The 15,186-nt window shown below is 57.5% G+C and carries 17 protein-coding genes, 1 tRNA gene and 1 pseudogene; 11 read left to right on the plus strand and 8 right to left on the minus strand.

Features of this window, described 5'->3' with window-relative positions:
• Nucleotides 1-6: 6 nt before the first annotated feature.
• The 8 genes from ccmA to OLG56_RS07605 are packed head-to-tail and all read left to right on the plus strand — an operon-like array spanning nt 7 to nt 6,276.
• Complete coding sequence (ccmA, locus tag OLG56_RS07570; RefSeq protein WP_052944467.1) at nt 7-624, plus strand: cytochrome c biogenesis heme-transporting ATPase CcmA; 618 nt, start codon at nt 7-9, stop codon at nt 622-624.
• Complete coding sequence (gene ccmB / locus OLG56_RS07575) at nt 621-1,280, plus strand: heme exporter protein CcmB (RefSeq protein ID WP_000990033.1); 660 nt, start codon at nt 621-623, stop codon at nt 1,278-1,280. The genes ccmA and ccmB overlap by 4 nt, the downstream gene beginning before the upstream one ends.
• 51 nt (nt 1,281-1,331) lie before the next feature.
• Nucleotides 1,332-2,069 carry a heme ABC transporter permease gene (locus tag OLG56_RS07580; protein ID WP_000265994.1) on the plus strand — a complete coding sequence of 246 codons (738 nt, stop codon included), beginning with the start codon at nt 1,332-1,334 and terminating at the stop codon, nt 2,067-2,069.
• The gene (gene ccmD / locus OLG56_RS07585; protein WP_000074110.1) at nt 2,066-2,278 is read left to right on the plus strand and encodes a heme exporter protein CcmD; all 213 of its coding nucleotides are present in this window, start codon (nt 2,066-2,068) and stop codon (nt 2,276-2,278) included. Before OLG56_RS07580 ends, ccmD begins: the two co-directional genes overlap by 4 nt.
• Complete coding sequence (ccmE, locus tag OLG56_RS07590; protein WP_001053619.1) at nt 2,275-2,754, plus strand: cytochrome c maturation protein CcmE; 480 nt, start codon at nt 2,275-2,277, stop codon at nt 2,752-2,754. The genes ccmD and ccmE overlap by 4 nt, the downstream gene beginning before the upstream one ends.
• Nucleotides 2,751-4,682, plus strand: a complete 1,932-nt coding sequence (locus tag OLG56_RS07595) for a heme lyase CcmF/NrfE family subunit (protein WP_061377491.1) — start codon at nt 2,751-2,753, stop codon at nt 4,680-4,682. Before ccmE ends, OLG56_RS07595 begins: the two co-directional genes overlap by 4 nt.
• Complete coding sequence (dsbE, locus tag OLG56_RS07600; RefSeq protein WP_000828299.1) at nt 4,679-5,236, plus strand: thiol:disulfide interchange protein DsbE; 558 nt, start codon at nt 4,679-4,681, stop codon at nt 5,234-5,236. The genes OLG56_RS07595 and dsbE overlap by 4 nt, the downstream gene beginning before the upstream one ends.
• Nucleotides 5,233-6,276: a cytochrome c-type biogenesis protein CcmH gene (locus tag OLG56_RS07605; RefSeq protein WP_061386899.1), complete on the plus strand. Its 1,044-nt coding sequence runs from the start codon at nt 5,233-5,235 to the stop codon at nt 6,274-6,276. Before dsbE ends, OLG56_RS07605 begins: the two co-directional genes overlap by 4 nt.
• 43 nt (nt 6,277-6,319) lie before the next feature.
• Here the strand turns inward: OLG56_RS07605 and narP are convergent, their stop codons facing one another.
• Nucleotides 6,320-6,967 carry a nitrate/nitrite response regulator protein NarP gene (narP, locus tag OLG56_RS07610; protein WP_001115500.1) on the minus strand — a complete coding sequence of 216 codons (648 nt, stop codon included), beginning with the start codon at nt 6,965-6,967 and terminating at the stop codon, nt 6,320-6,322.
• Nucleotides 6,968-7,785: 818 nt separating this feature from the next.
• Here narP and pagL point away from each other — a divergent pair.
• The gene (gene pagL, locus OLG56_RS07615) at nt 7,786-8,349 is read left to right on the plus strand and encodes a lipid A 3-O-deacylase PagL (RefSeq protein WP_000281869.1); all 564 of its coding nucleotides are present in this window, start codon (nt 7,786-7,788) and stop codon (nt 8,347-8,349) included.
• Between the two features lie 192 nt (nt 8,350-8,541).
• On the opposite strand, the gene OLG56_RS07620 is transcribed toward pagL, so the two are convergent.
• The 5 genes and pseudogenes from OLG56_RS07620 to OLG56_RS07640 all read right to left on the minus strand — a co-directional run bounded on the left by OLG56_RS07620 (nt 8,542) and on the right by OLG56_RS07640 (nt 10,956).
• Nucleotides 8,542-8,745, minus strand: a complete 204-nt coding sequence (locus OLG56_RS07620; RefSeq protein WP_023213884.1) for an MsgA-like virulence protein — start codon at nt 8,743-8,745, stop codon at nt 8,542-8,544.
• Nucleotides 8,739-8,831 (minus strand): annotated as a pseudogene (locus tag OLG56_RS07625) (hypothetical protein); the annotation flags it as partial. The pseudogene OLG56_RS07625 and the gene OLG56_RS07620, both read right to left, overlap by 7 nt.
• Nucleotides 8,787-8,863, minus strand: a tRNA-Pro gene (locus tag OLG56_RS07630). The pseudogene OLG56_RS07625 and the gene OLG56_RS07630, both read right to left, overlap by 45 nt.
• Nucleotides 8,864-8,936: 73 nt before the next feature.
• The gene (gene yejM, locus OLG56_RS07635; protein WP_001645270.1) at nt 8,937-10,697 is read right to left on the minus strand and encodes an LPS biosynthesis-modulating metalloenzyme YejM; all 1,761 of its coding nucleotides are present in this window, start codon (nt 10,695-10,697) and stop codon (nt 8,937-8,939) included.
• A gap of 31 nt (nt 10,698-10,728) precedes the next feature.
• Entirely contained in the window at nt 10,729-10,956 is a 228-nt protein-coding gene (locus OLG56_RS07640) for a YejL family protein (protein WP_001135904.1), read from the minus strand.
• Nucleotides 10,957-11,135: 179 nt separating this feature from the next.
• Here OLG56_RS07640 and yejK point away from each other — a divergent pair, with 179 nt between their 5' ends.
• Together yejK and tnpA are read left to right on the plus strand one after the other, a co-directional pair.
• Nucleotides 11,136-12,143: a nucleoid-associated protein YejK gene (gene yejK / locus OLG56_RS07645; RefSeq protein ID WP_000050806.1), complete on the plus strand. Its 1,008-nt coding sequence runs from the start codon at nt 11,136-11,138 to the stop codon at nt 12,141-12,143.
• 249 nt (nt 12,144-12,392) lie between these two features.
• Nucleotides 12,393-12,851 carry an IS200/IS605-like element IS200F family transposase gene (gene tnpA, locus OLG56_RS07650; protein ID WP_000502119.1) on the plus strand — a complete coding sequence of 153 codons (459 nt, stop codon included), beginning with the start codon at nt 12,393-12,395 and terminating at the stop codon, nt 12,849-12,851.
• Between the two features lie 123 nt (nt 12,852-12,974).
• Here tnpA and rplY read toward each other — a convergent pair whose 3' ends face one another.
• Nucleotides 12,975-13,259: a 50S ribosomal protein L25 gene (gene rplY, locus OLG56_RS07655; protein ID WP_000494192.1), complete on the minus strand. Its 285-nt coding sequence runs from the start codon at nt 13,257-13,259 to the stop codon at nt 12,975-12,977.
• A gap of 124 nt (nt 13,260-13,383) precedes the next feature.
• Complete coding sequence (radD, locus tag OLG56_RS07660; RefSeq protein ID WP_000578121.1) at nt 13,384-15,144, minus strand: DNA repair helicase RadD; 1,761 nt, start codon at nt 15,142-15,144, stop codon at nt 13,384-13,386.
• Nucleotides 15,145-15,186: the final 42 nt, after the last annotated feature.

A 15,186-nucleotide genomic window follows, 5' to 3' on the forward strand; every position in this document is an offset into this window, starting at 1 on the left:
GTGGGAATGCTTGAAGCCAGAGATCTGTACTGCGAGCGGGACGAGAGGACGCTGTTTCGCGGGCTGTCGTTCACCGTGGAGGCCGGGGAGTGGGTGCAGGTCACCGGCGGCAACGGCGCCGGAAAAACCACCCTGCTGCGCCTGCTGACCGGGCTGGCGCGCCCGGACGGCGGGGAGGTGTACTGGCAGGGCGAACCCCTGCGCCGCGTGCGCGACAGCTTCCATTCCGGCCTGCTGTGGATAGGGCACCAGCCGGGGATAAAAACCCGCCTGACGGCGCGGGAGAACCTGCATTTCTTCCACCCCGGCGACGGCGCGCGTCTCCCGGAGGCGCTGGCGCAGGCCGGGCTGGCGGGATTTGAGGACGTGCCGGTCGCCCGGCTCTCGGCCGGGCAGCAGCGCCGGGTGGCGCTGGCCCGCCTGTGGCTGACCCGCGCCGCGCTGTGGGTGCTCGACGAGCCGTTCACCGCCATTGACGTTAACGGCGTGGCGCGCCTCACCCGGCGGATGGCGGCGCACACGGCGCAGGGCGGGATGGTCATTCTCACCACCCACCAGCCGCTGCCGGGGGCCGCGGATACCGTCCGCCGCCTGGCGCTGACCGGCGGGGAGGCAGGGCTGTGATGTGGCGTGTCTTCTGTCTCGAGCTGCGCGTGGCGTTCCGCCACGGCGCGGACATCGCCGGCCCGCTGTGGTTCTTCCTGATGGTCATTACCCTGTTTCCGTTAAGCGTCGGGCCGCAGCCGCAGCTGCTGGCGCGTATCGCGCCGGGCATTATCCAGGTGGCGGCGCTGCTGGCCTCGCTGCTGGCGCTGGAGCGGCTGTTTCGCGACGACCTGCAGGACGGCAGCCTGGAGCAGCTGATGCTGCTGCCGGTGCCGCTGCCGGCGGTGGTGCTGGCGAAGGTGCTGGCCCACTGGGCGGTGACCGGCCTGCCGCTGATTATGCTCTCCCCGCTGGTGGCGCTGCTGCTGGGGATGGACGTGTACGGCTGGAAAATCATGGCGCTGACGCTGCTGCTCGGCACGCCGGCGCTGGGGTTTCTCGCCGCGCCGGGCGTCGGGCTGACGGCCGGCCTGCGGCGCGGCGGCGTCCTGCTGGGCATTCTGGTGCTGCCGCTGAGTGTCCCGGTGCTGATTTTCGCCGCTGCGGCGATGGACGCGGCATCGATGCATTTACCCGCTGACGGCTATCTGGCGGTGCTGGGGGCGCTGCTGGCGGGCAGCGCGACGTTAAGCCCGTTCGCCACCGCGGCGGCGCTGCGCCTCAGCGTGCAGTAGCGCCCCGGCGCGACGGACATTTTACTGGTTTCAGGAGGTCAGGTGACGACTATGTGGAAAACCCTTCATCAGCTGGCGGCGCCGCCCCGGCTGTATCAGATTTGCGGCAGGCTCGTGCCGTGGCTGGCGGCGGCCGGCATCATCGCGCTGGCCACCGGCTGGGTCCGGGGCTTTGGTTTCGCCCCGGCGGACTACCAGCAGGGGGAGGGCTACCGCATTATGTACCTGCATGTCCCGGCGGCCATCTGGTCAATGGGTATCTATGCGGCGATGGCGGTGGCGGCGTTTACCGGGCTGGTCTGGCAGATGAAAATGGCCAGCCTTGCCGTCGCGGCGATGGCGCCGGTGGGGGCGGTGTACACCTTCATCGCGCTGGTCACCGGCGCGGCGTGGGGCAAACCGATGTGGGGCACCTGGTGGGTGTGGGACGCGCGCCTGACCTCGGAGCTGGTGCTGCTGTTTCTCTACGCCGGGGTCATCGCCCTGTGGCACGCCTTTGACGACCGTAAAATGGCCGGGCGCGCGGCGGGCATTCTGGTGCTGGTCGGCGTGGTGAACCTGCCGGTTATCCACTATTCCGTCGAGTGGTGGAACACCCTGCACCAGGGCTCGACGCAGATGCAGCAGAGCATCGACCCGGCGATGCGCTCGCCGCTGCGCTGGGCCATCGCCGGCTACCTGCTGCTCTTTATGACGCTGGCGCTGATGCGGATGCGCAACCTGATTTTACTGATGGAAAAACGCCGCCCGTGGGTGAGCGAACTGATACTGAAAAGGGGGCACCGGTGAGTCCGGCATTTTCATCGTGGAGCGATTTTTTCGCCATGGGCGGGTACGCCTTTTTTGTCTGGCTGGCGGTGGCGATGACCGTGGCGCCGCTGGCGCTGCTGGCGCTGCACACGGTGCTGCAGCGCCGGGCCATTCTGCGCGGCGTGGCGCAGCAGCGGGCGCGCGAGGCGCGGATGCGTGCCGCACAGGCGCAACAGGAGGCCGCGTGAACCTGCGACGTAAAAACCGGCTATGGGTGGTCTGCGCGGTGCTGGCGGGCCTGGGGCTGACCACCGCCCTGGTCCTGTACGCGCTGCGCGCGAATATCGACCTGTTCTATACCCCCGGCGAAATTCTCTACGGCAAGCGCGAGACGCAGCAGCTGCCTGCGGCGGGCCAGCGCCTGCGCGTCGGCGGGATGGTGATGCCCGGCAGCGTCAGGCGCGACCCGGACTCGCTGAAGGTGAACTTCAGCCTCTACGACGCCGAAGGGTCGGTGACGGTGAGCTATGAGGGGATACTGCCGGACCTGTTCCGCGAGGGGCAGGGGGTGGTGGTGCAGGGCACCCTGGAGAAGGGCAACCACGTCCTGGCGCAGGAGGTGCTGGCCAAGCATGACGAGAACTACACCCCGCCGGAAGTGGAAAAGGCAATGCAGGAAAACCACCGCCGCCCGCAACGCGCTGATAAGGACACCTCATCATGATGCCTGAATACGGCCACGCGCTGCTGTGCCTGGCGCTCGGCGTGGCGCTGCTGCTGTCCGTTTACCCGCTGTGGGGCGTGGCGCGCGGCGACGCGCGGATGATGGCGTCGGCCGGGGTGTTCGCCTGGCTGCTGTTCATCTGCGTGGCGGGCGCGTTTTTCGTGCTGGTGCACGCCTTTGTGGTTAACGACTTCACCGTGGCCTATGTCGCCGGCAACTCGAACACGCAGCTGCCGGTGTGGTACCGGGTGGCCGCCACCTGGGGAGCGCACGAGGGCTCGCTGCTGCTGTGGGTGCTGCTGATGAGCGGCTGGACCCTGGCGGTGGCGGTGTTCAGCCGGCCGGTGCCGGCGGATATCGTCGCCCGGGTGCTGGCGGTGATGGGGATGGTCTGCGCCGGTTTTCTGGCGTTCATCCTGTTCACCTCCGGCCCGTTCGCCCGCACGCTGCCGGCCTTTCCGGTGGAGGGGCGCGACCTGAATCCGCTGCTGCAGGACCCGGGGCTGATTTTCCACCCGCCGCTGCTGTACATGGGCTATGTCGGCTTCTCGGTGGCCTTCGCCTTCGCCATCGCCGCGCTGCTGAGCGGGCGTCTGGACAGCGCGTTCACCCGTTTTGCCCGCCCGTGGACGCTGGCGGCGTGGGTGTTCCTGACGCTGGGCATCGTGCTCGGCTCGGCGTGGGCCTACTACGAGCTGGGCTGGGGCGGCTGGTGGTTCTGGGACCCGGTGGAGAACGCCTCCTTTATGCCGTGGCTGGCGGGCACCGCCCTGCTGCACTCGCTGGCGGTCACGGAACAGCGCGCCGGCTTCAGGGCGTGGACCCTGCTGCTGTCCATCTGCGCCTTCTCGCTGTGCCTGCTGGGCACCTTCCTGGTGCGCTCCGGGGTGCTGGTGTCGGTGCACGCCTTCGCCTCCGACCCGGCGCGCGGGATGTTTATCCTCGCCTTTATGGTGCTGGTCACCGGCGGCTCGCTGCTGCTGTTCGCCGTGCGCGGGCACAGGGTGCGTTCGCGGGTGAACAACACGCTGTGGTCGCGCGAGTCGCTGCTGCTCGGCAACAACGTCCTGCTGATGGCCGCCATGCTGGTGGTGCTGCTGGGCACCCTGCTGCCGCTGGTGCACAAACAGCTGGGGCTGGGCAGCATTTCGGTGGGGGAGCCGTTCTTTAACACCATGTTCACCTGGCTGATGGTCCCCTTTGCCCTGCTGCTGGGGGTGGGGCCGCTGGTGCGCTGGGGCCGGGACCGGCCGCGTAACATCAGGAAACTGCTGCTCACCGCCCTGGTCTCCACCCTGGCGCTGTCGGTACTGCTGCCGTGGCTGTTGCAGGACCGCATCGCCGCCATGGCGGTGGCCGGGATGGCGATGGCCTGCTGGATTGCGGTGCTGGCGGTGGCCGAAGCCGTACAGCGCGTGTCCCGCGGCGCCAGGATTTCCCTCAGCTACCTGGGAATGGTGGCGGCGCACCTCGGGCTGGCGGTGACGATTACCGGCATCGCCTTCAGCCAGAATTACAGCGTGGAGCGTGACGTGCGGATGCGGGCGGGCGACAGCGTGACCATTCACGACTACCGCTTCACCTTCCGGGAGGTGCGGGACATCACCGGCCCCAACTACCGTGGCGGGGTGGCCCTCATCGGGGTGACGCGCCACGGCGAGCCGGAGGCGGTGCTGCACGCGGAGAAACGGCTCTACAACACCAGCCGGATGGTGATGACCGAGGCGGCGATTGACGGCGGGCTGACCCGCGACCTGTACGCCGCGCTCGGGGAGGAGCTGGACAACGGCGCGTGGGCCGTGCGCCTGTACTACAAACCGTTTGTCCGCTGGATATGGGCCGGGGGGCTGCTGATGGCGCTGGGCGGGCTGCTGTGCCTGGCGGACCCGCGCTACCGCCGCCGTAAACCATTGCCGGAGGCCGGATGAAACGCAACGTACTGTTATTACCGCTGCTGATTTTTCTGCTGATTGCCGCGGCGCTGCTGTGGCAGCTGGCGCGCAACGCGCAGGGGGATGACCCGACGAATCTCGAATCGGCACTGACCGGAAAGCCGGTGCCGGCGTTCCGCCTGGAATCGCTGGAGACGCCGGGTCAGTACTACCAGGCGGAGGTGCTGACGCAGGGGAAACCGGTGCTGCTTAACGTCTGGGCCACCTGGTGCCCGACCTGCCGCGCCGAGCATCAGTACCTGAACCGGCTGGCCGCGCAGGGTATCCGGGTGGTCGGGCTGAACTATAAGGACGACCGGGCGAAGGCGGTGGCCTGGTTAAAGGAACTGGGCAACCCGTATGCGCTGAGTTTATCGGACAGCGACGGGATGCTGGGGCTGGACCTGGGCGTGTACGGCGCGCCGGAAACCTTCCTCATCGACGGCAGGGGAATTATCCGCTACCGCCATGCGGGCGATTTGAATGCCCGGGTATGGGAAAGTGAACTGAAACCGCTGTGGGACAGATACAGCCGGGAGGCGGCGCAATGAGACTGTTACCGGGCATGGTGATGCTGATGCTGGCGCTGGTTATCTCCGGGTCAGCGCGGGCGACCACCGACGTGATGCCGTTTAAAGATGAAGCGCAGGAGCAGCAGTTCCGCCAGCTCACGGAGCAGCTGCGCTGCCCGAAATGCCAGAACAACAGCATTGCGGACTCGAACGCGATGATAGCCACCGACATGCGCCGCAGGGTGTATGACCTGATGCAGGAGGGGAGGAGCCGCCAGGAAATCATCGATTACATGGTGGCGCGCTACGGCCACTTTGTCACCTACGACCCGCCGCTGACCCCGCTGACGGTGCTGCTGTGGGTGCTGCCGCTGGCCGCCATCGTGGCGGGCGGGTGGATAATCGTTGCCCGCACGCGCCGGCGGGTGCGCCTGCGCCGGGAGCCGCTGCCGGCGGACACCCCGGTTTGCGGCGCGCGCGCCGGGTGGGGCGTTTACGTGCCAGGGGCCGTCATTGCGCTGGCGGTCGGCGCCGGCAGCTACGCCCTGACCGGCAGCTATCCGCAGGTCAGGGCCTGGCAGCAGGCGACGGCGCAGACGCCCGGGCTGCTGGCGCGGGCGCTGGACCCGCAGGCGCAGCCGCTGAATGAAGAGGAGATGGCGCGGCTGGCGCTGGGGCTGCGCACCCGCCTGCAGAATGATGCCGGCAATGTTGAGGGCTGGCTCATGCTGGGGCGCATCGGTATGGTACTGGGTAATGCCGGTACCGCCACCGGGGCGTATGCGAACGCGTACCGTCTGGACCCGAAAAACAGCGATGCGGCGCTGGGCTACGCGGAGGCGCTGACGCGCTCGTCCGACCCGGAGGATAACCGCCGCGGCGGGGAGCTGCTGCGCCGGCTGGTGAGCCGCGACCACACGGATATCCGGGTGTTAAGCCTGTATGCGTTCAGCGCCTTTGAGCAGCAGCGCTTTGATGAGGCGGTGGCGGCCTGGGAGATGATGCTGAAGTTACTGCCGGCGGGTGACGCCCGGCGGGCGGTGATAGAGCGCAGTATCCGGCTGGCGCAGGAGAAATAATGCCCTGACGGCCCGGTGGCGTGGCGCCATCGGGCCTGACTTGTTACTGCATTCCGCGTGTTTGTAAAAATAGAATGGTCGCCGCGACGCGCGAGCGCACGTTTAGCTTGCGAAGCAGATTACGAATGTGCACCTTAACCGTCTGCTCAGAAATATTCAGTACTGACGCAATCTGTTTGTTAGAAAGCCCCTGCGCCAGCTCATGCAAGACATCTAACTCTCGTTCGGTCAGGATACTAAAGGGATCTTCCTGCGCGCCAAACCGTTCGCGCTCACGCAGATATTCATTGACCCGATCGCTAAAGACTTTACCGCCGTTAGCGCCTTTGCGAATGGCCTCCAGCAGCACTTCTGGATCGCTATCTTTGAGCAGATAACCGTCGGCACCGGCGTCGATCAGCGCGTAGATGTCGCTGGCGGAATCCGAGACGGTAAGAATAATAATTTGCGCCGTCACACCATCCCGGCGTAGCGCGTTCAGGGTATCTAACCCGCTCAGACCTTTCATATTCAGATCCAGCAGGATCAGATCGGGCTCAATGCGATTCGCCAGATCGATCGCACTCGCCCCGTCACCCGCTTCGGCAACGACATAAAAAGCCGGATCCAGTTCCAGTAATTGACGAATACCTCGCCGCATAAGTGGATGGTCGTCCACAATAAGCACCTGAAAAGGTGTTACTTCAGGCATGCTATATCTCCTGAGTTTTATTAGAATGATTATTGTTTTCAGCGCGGAAATCGTCCAGATTTGCCACATTGTCAAGCGTGTAAATTTTACCCTAATTAGTGCATGGGTAAGTAGTAAAACCTGTGACAGGCGAGTAATTAGCTGAACGATAGAAAGGATAAAACAACCCGTTGTGAGAGAAAACAGAATACTCCCTGAGGTTGAATACTGGTCTGGACGCTTTTTTCGGACAATGTGACATAACAGAAGTGTGGCATATGTTGCTGCGCCCTTGCACCCGTAAGTCCAGACTATCTTTACTGGTATGAAATTCCTTATTAAAAGTCATGGCGTCTAAAGCTTGTCATTATTAACAAATTATTTTAATTGAATTTATTTATTGTTTTATTAATGTCAATGAAATACATCTGAGCAGAACGAATAAACCGCGACATCTGTTAAATTAAATATCAAGTCAATAGTAGAGATATTTTTATGCGATAAAGAGATTCTGACGATATTCTTATCATAAATGAAAATGTGGTCAGGAATGAGAGTCGTTCACTTATAACTTATCCTGGATGTGCCTGAACAACACTCGCGGCGTTTTGAGCACCCGTTGGGGCGACTCAAGGGGAGATCGTAGTGAGTATGTTTCGATGTCTGCACACAGCCCATGTCCAGCCTGTTTGCATCAAAAATGCTGGTTGGAGTAATTATGAAAATAATATTAATACTGGATGCTATATCAGCCGTTTCTGTGAGCGTAAGCGTGGCGTAGAAAATTTTAAATATATTAGTCGGTTAAAAATAGCTATTGACATTGAAATGGTGATGGAGTGTATATGAAGAGAATATTTATATATATATTATTACTTTGTGCATTCGCATGTTCTGCTAATGATAATGTTTTTTTTGGTAAGGGAAACAAACATCAGATCTCTTTTGCTGGGGGAGAAAGTATAAGGAGAGGAGGGGTTGAGCACTTATATACGGCTTTTCTGACATACAGTGAACCCAGCGATTTTTTCTTTTTACAGGCAAGAAATAATCTGGAGTTAGGAGGATTTAAGGCTAAGGGGAACGATGATTGCAGTAAACATTCTGGCAGCGTTCCCTGCAATAAATATAACCAGGGCGTATTGGGTATCTCGAAGGATGTGGCGCTGGTTCATTTCGCTGGTATCTATACCGGTATTGGTCTGGGGGCTTATATAAAATCTAAGTCGCGAGATGATATGCGCGTCAATTCTGCATTTACCTTTGGAGAAAAAGCGTTTCTTGGTTGGAACTTTGGGGCTTTTTCTACAGAAGCTTATATCCGGCATTTCTCGAATGGATCACTCACGGATAAAAATTCAGGGCATAATTTTGTAGGTGCCTCAATTAGTTATAATTTCTGAAGTTGAATAACAATTAGCGAGTTGCTGGCTGAAGGAGTAGTTAATCGCCGTACGTTGTCTACAAAAACGTGTTGTGACTAGCCGATCGTTATCGACCCTATGGCGACAGGGAGGTTAATTGTTAGTGACAAAGAAGTGGTAAGCCATTTACGTTACCAGAACGTTTTATTATTGCTGCGACAGATTGCTTACTCATTTACCTGCCACTGCAAACATTTCTTCCAGCATAGGGTGTAGATGCGCTTTTTCTGTTTTAGTACAAACATGGTTTACGTTATTTGCCTGCACTGACTTTACTGTGACCACTGCACAGGAAAGATGTCCGATCAGTTCATGCAAAATCAGTTCATGCAAAATAACGTCTCTGGCATCAGCTAACTTTTTAATTGCAGGCATAAAAAAACCAGCCCTGAGAGGCTGGTTTTTAAGGGGAATTTTGGTCGGCACGAGAGGATTTGAACCTCCGACCCCCGACACCCCATGACGGTGCGCTACCAGGCTGCGCTACGTGCCGACTTGTGGGTGCTAATACTACCTCTTTCCAACGCGAATGCAAGGGGAAACGGTGCTAACTGATTTATAATTAATCAGTTAGCGATAAAACGTTTCTCTTCTGTTAGCACTTGCAGCAGCAGACTGAGCTGCGGCTTCTGATCTTTGATCTTCTCGCCGTGTAAGTCATAGGTCTGATAATGACCGTTATTATTGAGCACCAGGGTCATTTGCGGCGTCGTGATTGCCAGCGTACTGCCGTCTGCCGCCGTTACCCAGTTATGACGACGTGGAACGGTAAAGATGTCCTGGCCCTGTGAATATTCGTTCGCTGGCGTGCTGACATGTAACAGGCGTTGCATCAACGTGGTCATCACATCGGTATGATCGGTAAGCACATTAATACGCTGCGCAGGCGTCCCCGGCCAGTGGATCACCAGCGGTACTTGCAGATGACCTTGCGACCAGTCGAAGCGATTTTCTTCCGGCGTCAACGGTATGCCGCGTCCTGCGGTAATGATCACGACGGTATTGTCGAATTTACCGGCCTCTCGCAGCGCGTTCAGAACCCGATTGATTTGCGCATCCACGTCGCTGGCGGCGCTGGCGTAACGCTTAACAAAATTCTTCTGATTACTGTCATCAATGTTAGTACCGTTAAACGATACCCATGAGAACCAGCGGTTATCTTCCTGTGCGTAGCGTCCAAGCCAGTCTATCCACTGGCTGGCCGTTTGCGCATCAGACTGCGTCTGCGCTGCCGGCATCGAGAAATCGGACAGTAATGCCTGACGGTAAAGCGGGCTGGCGAAACCATCCGAAGAAAACAGTCCCAGTTGGTAGCCTTGCTGATTCAACGCGGTAATGAGCGCCGCAGGGGTTCTGGTGGATAACACGCCATCCATATAGCCTGGCGATATGCCATAGAACAGGCCGAAAATACCGTTATCAGTGGTATTCCCTGAACTCATATGACGGGTGAAGTCGATGTTTTGTTCGGCAAATTTAGCCAGCTCCGGCATCTGCTTCTCAAAGCGAGAATAGTTCAGGCCGTCTACGGTAATGAGCAGCACATTCTGACCGGTGCCCATATCGCGATAGTGCAAATTGCTGAGCGGGTACTGAACGGAGACCGCTTCCGGATTGCCTTGCTCTACCAGACGGCGCTGATATTCCTGCGCATCCAGCAGACCGTGTTTTTCAAGAAAACGTCGCGCCGTCATCGGATAAGAGAGCGGCAGGTTTGCCCGCTGCATGGTAATCGGCCGGTAAAAATTAGCGTCTGCCCAGATGTAGATAAGATGCGATGCGATAAAGGAGACGAAAAAGAATGCCGCAAGCGGCCTTGCGAAATGGCGGCGGCGCGTGAGACTGCGCAGCTTTTGCCAACTCCATGTCGCAAATAGCATCTCAATCAATAAGATAACCGGCACGCTAATAAACATAAGCTGCCAGTCGCGCGCCGTTTCGTTCTGGTCAGGGTTGATGACCAGCTCCCAGACAATGGGGTTAAGATGCAGGTGAAAACGGGTAAAGACTTCGCTGTCGATAAGCAACAACGTCATACCCGCGGTCGCCAGAATGGCTGATAAAAACCGCATCAGCCGCTGGGACATCACGATAAACGTGAGCGGAAAAAGAATAAGCAAATAGGTGGCGAACACCAGAAAGCTAAAGTGCCCGACAATGCTCAGGTAGGAGTATATGCGACCCGCAAGCGTTGTCGGCCAGTCGGCGACAAACAGGTAACGGCTGCCGAGCAACGTAGCCAACAGTATATTGAACAGAGCGAACCAGTGCCCCCAGCTAACCATCTGGGAGACTTTTTCACGGTAGCGCTGACGATGAGTTACCATACCTGTCGCTTGTTTCTCCGGAGTCGGCTTTTTAGTGCGCGTTGTCTTCGCTAATCGAAGACTGCAAGGCGCGGGCAAAAGAGTTCGCAATCGCCTGGCGCTGAGCCGGCGCAACGCTGGTGTTGATAAGGTTGGTGACCATATTTCCCAGCACCATCAGGGAAAGATCGGTCGGCGCCTTATGTTTTTCCAGTACACTGAGCAGTTCGCTCAGCAGTTGTTCAACATGTTCATCACTATAGCGGGAGAGTTGTGGCATAAATCAAAATCTGTTTGTTCATGAAAGGGCAACATATTACCGTAGCAACAGTTTTTTTTCTGCATTTTTATCCCCTAAATCATTCGCGTTACGGATAACGCCTGAAATGGCAGGGCGATTGCTTGCGTCTTCCGGCAGGCGGTGGTTGAATACCGCCCGGTCTTAAAGGAGAGTTTATCATGAGTCTGGATATCAACCAGATTGCCCTGCACCAGCTTATCAAGCGCGATGAGCAAAATCTTGAGCTGGTCTTGCGCGATTCATTGCTGGAGCCGACAACCACCGTTGTCGAGATGGTGGCTGAACTGCATCGGGTCTATAGCGCCAAGAATAAGGCGTATGGCCTGTTTAATGAAGAGAGTGAACTGGCGCAAGCGCTGCGGTTGCAACGTCAGGGGGAAGAAGATTTTCTTGCCTTTAGCCGGGCGGCGACCGGACGCCTGCGTGACGAACTGGCGAAATATCCCTTTGCGGACGGCGGCATTGTATTGTTCTGCCATTATCGTTACCTGGCGGTGGAGTATCTGCTGGTTACGGTACTGAACAACCTGAGCAGTATGCGGGTCAATGAAAATCTGGACATTAACCCGACGCATTATCTTGATATCAATCATGCGGATATCGTGGCGCGTATCGATCTTACCGAGTGGGAAACTAATCCGCAATCGACCCGCTATCTGACGTTCCTGAAAGGTCGGGTAGGGCGCAAGGTCGCTGACTTCTTTATGGATTTCCTCGGCGCCAGCGAAGGGTTGAACGCCAAAGCGCAGAATCGCGGCCTGTTGCAGGCAGTGGATGATTTCACCGCAGAAGCGCAGTTGGATAAAGCAGAACGTCAGAACGTGCGCCAGCAGGTATACAGCTATTGCAACGAGCAATTACAAGCAGGGGAAGAGATTGAGCTGGAATCGCTGTCTAAAGAGCTTTCCGGCGTCAGTGAAGTCAGCTTCAGCGAATTTACCGCCGAAAAAGGCTATGAGCTGGAAGAGAGCTTCCCGGCAGATCGCAGTACGCTACGCCAGTTAACCAAATATGCCGGCAGCGGCGGCGGGTTAACGATTAACTTTGATGCGATGCTGCTGGGCGAGCGGATTTTCTGGGACCCGGCGACCGATACCCTGACTATCAAAGGGACGCCGCCGAATCTGCGCGATCAGTTGCAGCGACGCACGTCGGGCGGGAAATAAAGTCGCTTGCCGGATGGGGGAGGAAACGCCTTATCCGGCAAGTGTGATTCATCTTTACCGCGAACTAAATTCCATAAAAAAACCCCGCCGGGGCGGGGTTTTTCTTGTCTATGGAAAACCCCCAGCTAGGCTGGGGGTTCCGGAAAGCTTTCAGCTTTAAGCCAGTTATTAAAACCCCTTTTGATTTGTTAAAACATCTTGCGGTCTGGCAACTGCAAAAGTTCAACAAGAAATCAAAAGGGGGTCCCAATGGGGGACGAAAAGAGCTTAGCGCACACCCGATGGAACTGTAAATATCACATAGTTTTCGCGCCCAAATACCGAAGACAAGCGTTCTATGGAGAGAAGCGTAGGGCAGTAGGCAGCATATTAAGAAAATTGTGTGAATGGAAAAACGTACGAATTCTGGAAGCGGAATGTTGTGCAGATCATATTCACATGCTTCTGGAGATCCCGCCGAAGATGAGTGTGTCGAGCTTCATGGGATATCTGAAGGGTAAAAGTAGTCTGATGCTTTACGAGCAGTTTGGGGATCTAAAATTCAAATACAGGAACAGGGAGTTCTGGTGCAGAGGGTACTATGTCGATACGGTGGGTAAGAACACGGCGAAGATACAGGACTACATAAAGCACCAGCTTGAAGAGGATAAAATGGGTGAGCAATTATCGATCCCTTATCCGGGCAGCCCGTTTACGGGCCGTAAGTAACGAAGTTTGATGCAAATGTCAGATCGTATGCGCCTGTTAGGGCGCGGCTGGTAAGAGAGCCTTACAGGCGCATCTGAAAAACCTCCGGCTATGCCGGAGGATATTTATTCAACTTCCAGGTGATTACGCGCGAACGAAGTCGATGTGAGTCAGCTTCGGTTTGTAAGCGTGACGCTGTACAGCCTGAGCTTTAACTTTTACTTCTTTACCGTCAACAACGAGGGTCAGAACTTCGCTGTAGAATTCAGCTTTAGCTTGCATGTTCATCACCTGGTCGTGGTCCAGTTCGATAGCAATCGGGGCTTCAGAACCGCCGTAGATGATTGCCGGGAACTTGTTAGCGGCGCGCAGGCGGCGGCTCGCACCCTTACCCTGCTCTTTACGTACTTCTGCGTTGATAGTAAACATTTAAATCTCTCTTTAATAATTCCTGCTACAGGCGACCCAGCAACAGGTAAGTGATCTGCTTTGCGTATGCAAAGGCGGGCGGGATTCTATACTCAAATCGCCGTTACATCAATGAAAAGTACAATTAACCACGTAATTCGTGCGCCCGGCGGAAGCGGCCTTCATAGTCGAACACTTTTTCACGCACCTGCCAGTACTGGCCTTTCATCCGCGCGACCACAAAATCGGGATGCCGCAACAGCGCCTGCTGCGCGACAATATCCGCCGCCGTGATCCAGCGTAAAGGAACGCCAGGCGTGCGCGTATGCGGGCGAATAAATAGCTGTTCGAAAGCGGTACGCTGGGCGGGCGTGTGCAAGCGGAAGCGCTCACTGACATCCGCGCCGTCCTCGTCATAGTAAGTGATTTTCAGCCATTCGCCTTTCTCATCCTGCCCATGCTGCATCGTCATTCCGCTACAGCGCAGGACTAACGCATCCTTGAGCCTGAGCGCCGCTTTTAACATATCGTCCGGGTCGACCAGAATGGCGTCACATTCCCGGCAGCGTCGGGCGGCAATATCGTTTTCGGCATTACACTGCGGGCAGTTTTTGAAGCGAAAGCGAAAATCGCACTGCTCGCGATGGCCGTCGTCATCCTCAAACCAGCCCTGGCAGCGACGGCCAAAGTGTTCAATCAGCGTGCCGTCGGCAGTGGTTTTCCCCCAGAAGGTGTTGGCAAAGCCGCAGGCCGGGCAAAATACCTGGACAGGGACGTTATCGCTTTTTCCCTTCGGGCTACCGACCTCCGGGGCATACAGGTCGTGCGGGTTGCCTGCGTAATCAAGAATCAGGCAATCGGTCTTTCCCGGCGCAAGGCGCAGACCACGCCCGACAATTTGTTGGTAAAGACTAACTGACTCGGTGGGACGTAGAATCGCGATGAGATCAACGTGTGGGGCGTCAAAGCCGGTGGTCAGCACCGAGACGTTAACCAGATAGCGAAAACGCTGCGCCTTGAAATTATCAATCAGCGCGTCGCGCTCGGGCCCTGGCGTATCGCCGGTAATCAGCGCCGCGTCGTCCGCCGGAAGCAGACCGACAATCTCTTTCGCATGTTCGACCGTGGCGGCGAAAATCATCACGCCTTTGCGCGTTTGCGCAAATTCCATAATCTGGCTGATGATGTGCGGCGTAATCCGCTGCTGCTTTTTCAGCTCGCGGTTCAGGTCGGCTTCGCTGAACAGCCCATTGCTTTGGGCCTGCAGGCGGCTGAAATCGTATTGGACCACTGGCATATCAAGCCGCTCAGGCGGCGTCAGATAGCCGTGTTTAATCATATAGCGCAGCGGCAGTTCATAAATACAGTCGCGAAACAGAGCGTTGTCGTTGCCGCGCACCATACCGTGATAATGAAATTGATAAATCCAGCCTTTTCCGAGGCGGAAGGGCGTGGCGGTGAGCCCAAGCAGACGTAAGTGAGGATTAACTTTACTCAGGTGAGTGAGGATTTGCTGATACTGACTGTCTTCATCGTCACCGATGCGGTGGCATTCATCGACAATCAACAGCGAAAACTCCTCCTGGAAGGCGTCAAGATTACGCGCCACCGACTGTACGCTGCCGAACACGACTTTGCCCTGACTCTCTTTACGTTTGAGTCCGGCGGCGAAAATATCCGCTTCCAGCCCCAGCGCGCAATATTTGGCGTGGTTCTGCGCGACCAACTCTTTCACATGCGCCAGCACCAGTACCCGTCCGCGGGCGACGCGCGCCAGTTCGGCGATCACCAGGCTTTTACCTGCGCCGGTCGGCAGAACAATCACGGCGGGCGTACGGTGGCGGCGAAAGTGGCTGAGCGTGGCGTCTACGGCTTCTTGCTGGTAGGGGCGGAGTGTAAAAATCATGGTCTCACTACGTTAAACGGTTCCGGGAATAGTATGCCATGA

It is taken from the genome of Salmonella sp. 2018103 (genome assembly GCF_026247685.1).
GTDB lineage: Bacteria > Pseudomonadota > Gammaproteobacteria > Enterobacterales > Enterobacteriaceae > Salmonella > Salmonella enterica.

Bases quoted from the DNA above. Each gene is read 5' to 3' on its own strand.
- OLG56_RS07640 (WP_001135904.1), bottom strand. From the start codon at position 10,956: ATGCCACAACTCTCCCGCTATAGTGATGAACATGTTGAACAACTGCTG.
- OLG56_RS07620 (WP_023213884.1), bottom strand. From the start codon at position 8,745: ATGCCTGCAATTAAAAAGTTAGCTGATGCCAGAGACGTTATTTTGCAT.
- narP (WP_001115500.1), bottom strand. From the start codon at position 6,967: ATGCCTGAAGTAACACCTTTTCAGGTGCTTATTGTGGACGACCATCCA.
- OLG56_RS07595 (WP_061377491.1), top strand. From the start codon at position 2,751: ATGATGCCTGAATACGGCCACGCGCTGCTGTGCCTGGCGCTCGGCGTG.
- radD (WP_000578121.1), bottom strand. From the start codon at position 15,144: ATGATTTTTACACTCCGCCCCTACCAGCAAGAAGCCGTAGACGCCACG.
- OLG56_RS07605 (WP_061386899.1), top strand. From the start codon at position 5,233: ATGAGACTGTTACCGGGCATGGTGATGCTGATGCTGGCGCTGGTTATC.
- yejK (WP_000050806.1), top strand. From the start codon at position 11,136: ATGAGTCTGGATATCAACCAGATTGCCCTGCACCAGCTTATCAAGCGC.
- dsbE (WP_000828299.1), top strand. From the start codon at position 4,679: ATGAAACGCAACGTACTGTTATTACCGCTGCTGATTTTTCTGCTGATT.
- tnpA (WP_000502119.1), top strand. From the start codon at position 12,393: ATGGGGGACGAAAAGAGCTTAGCGCACACCCGATGGAACTGTAAATAT.
- ccmA (WP_052944467.1), top strand. From the start codon at position 7: ATGCTTGAAGCCAGAGATCTGTACTGCGAGCGGGACGAGAGGACGCTG.
- yejM (WP_001645270.1), bottom strand. From the start codon at position 10,697: ATGGTAACTCATCGTCAGCGCTACCGTGAAAAAGTCTCCCAGATGGTT.
- OLG56_RS07580 (WP_000265994.1), top strand. From the start codon at position 1,332: ATGTGGAAAACCCTTCATCAGCTGGCGGCGCCGCCCCGGCTGTATCAG.
- rplY (WP_000494192.1), bottom strand. From the start codon at position 13,259: ATGTTTACTATCAACGCAGAAGTACGTAAAGAGCAGGGTAAGGGTGCG.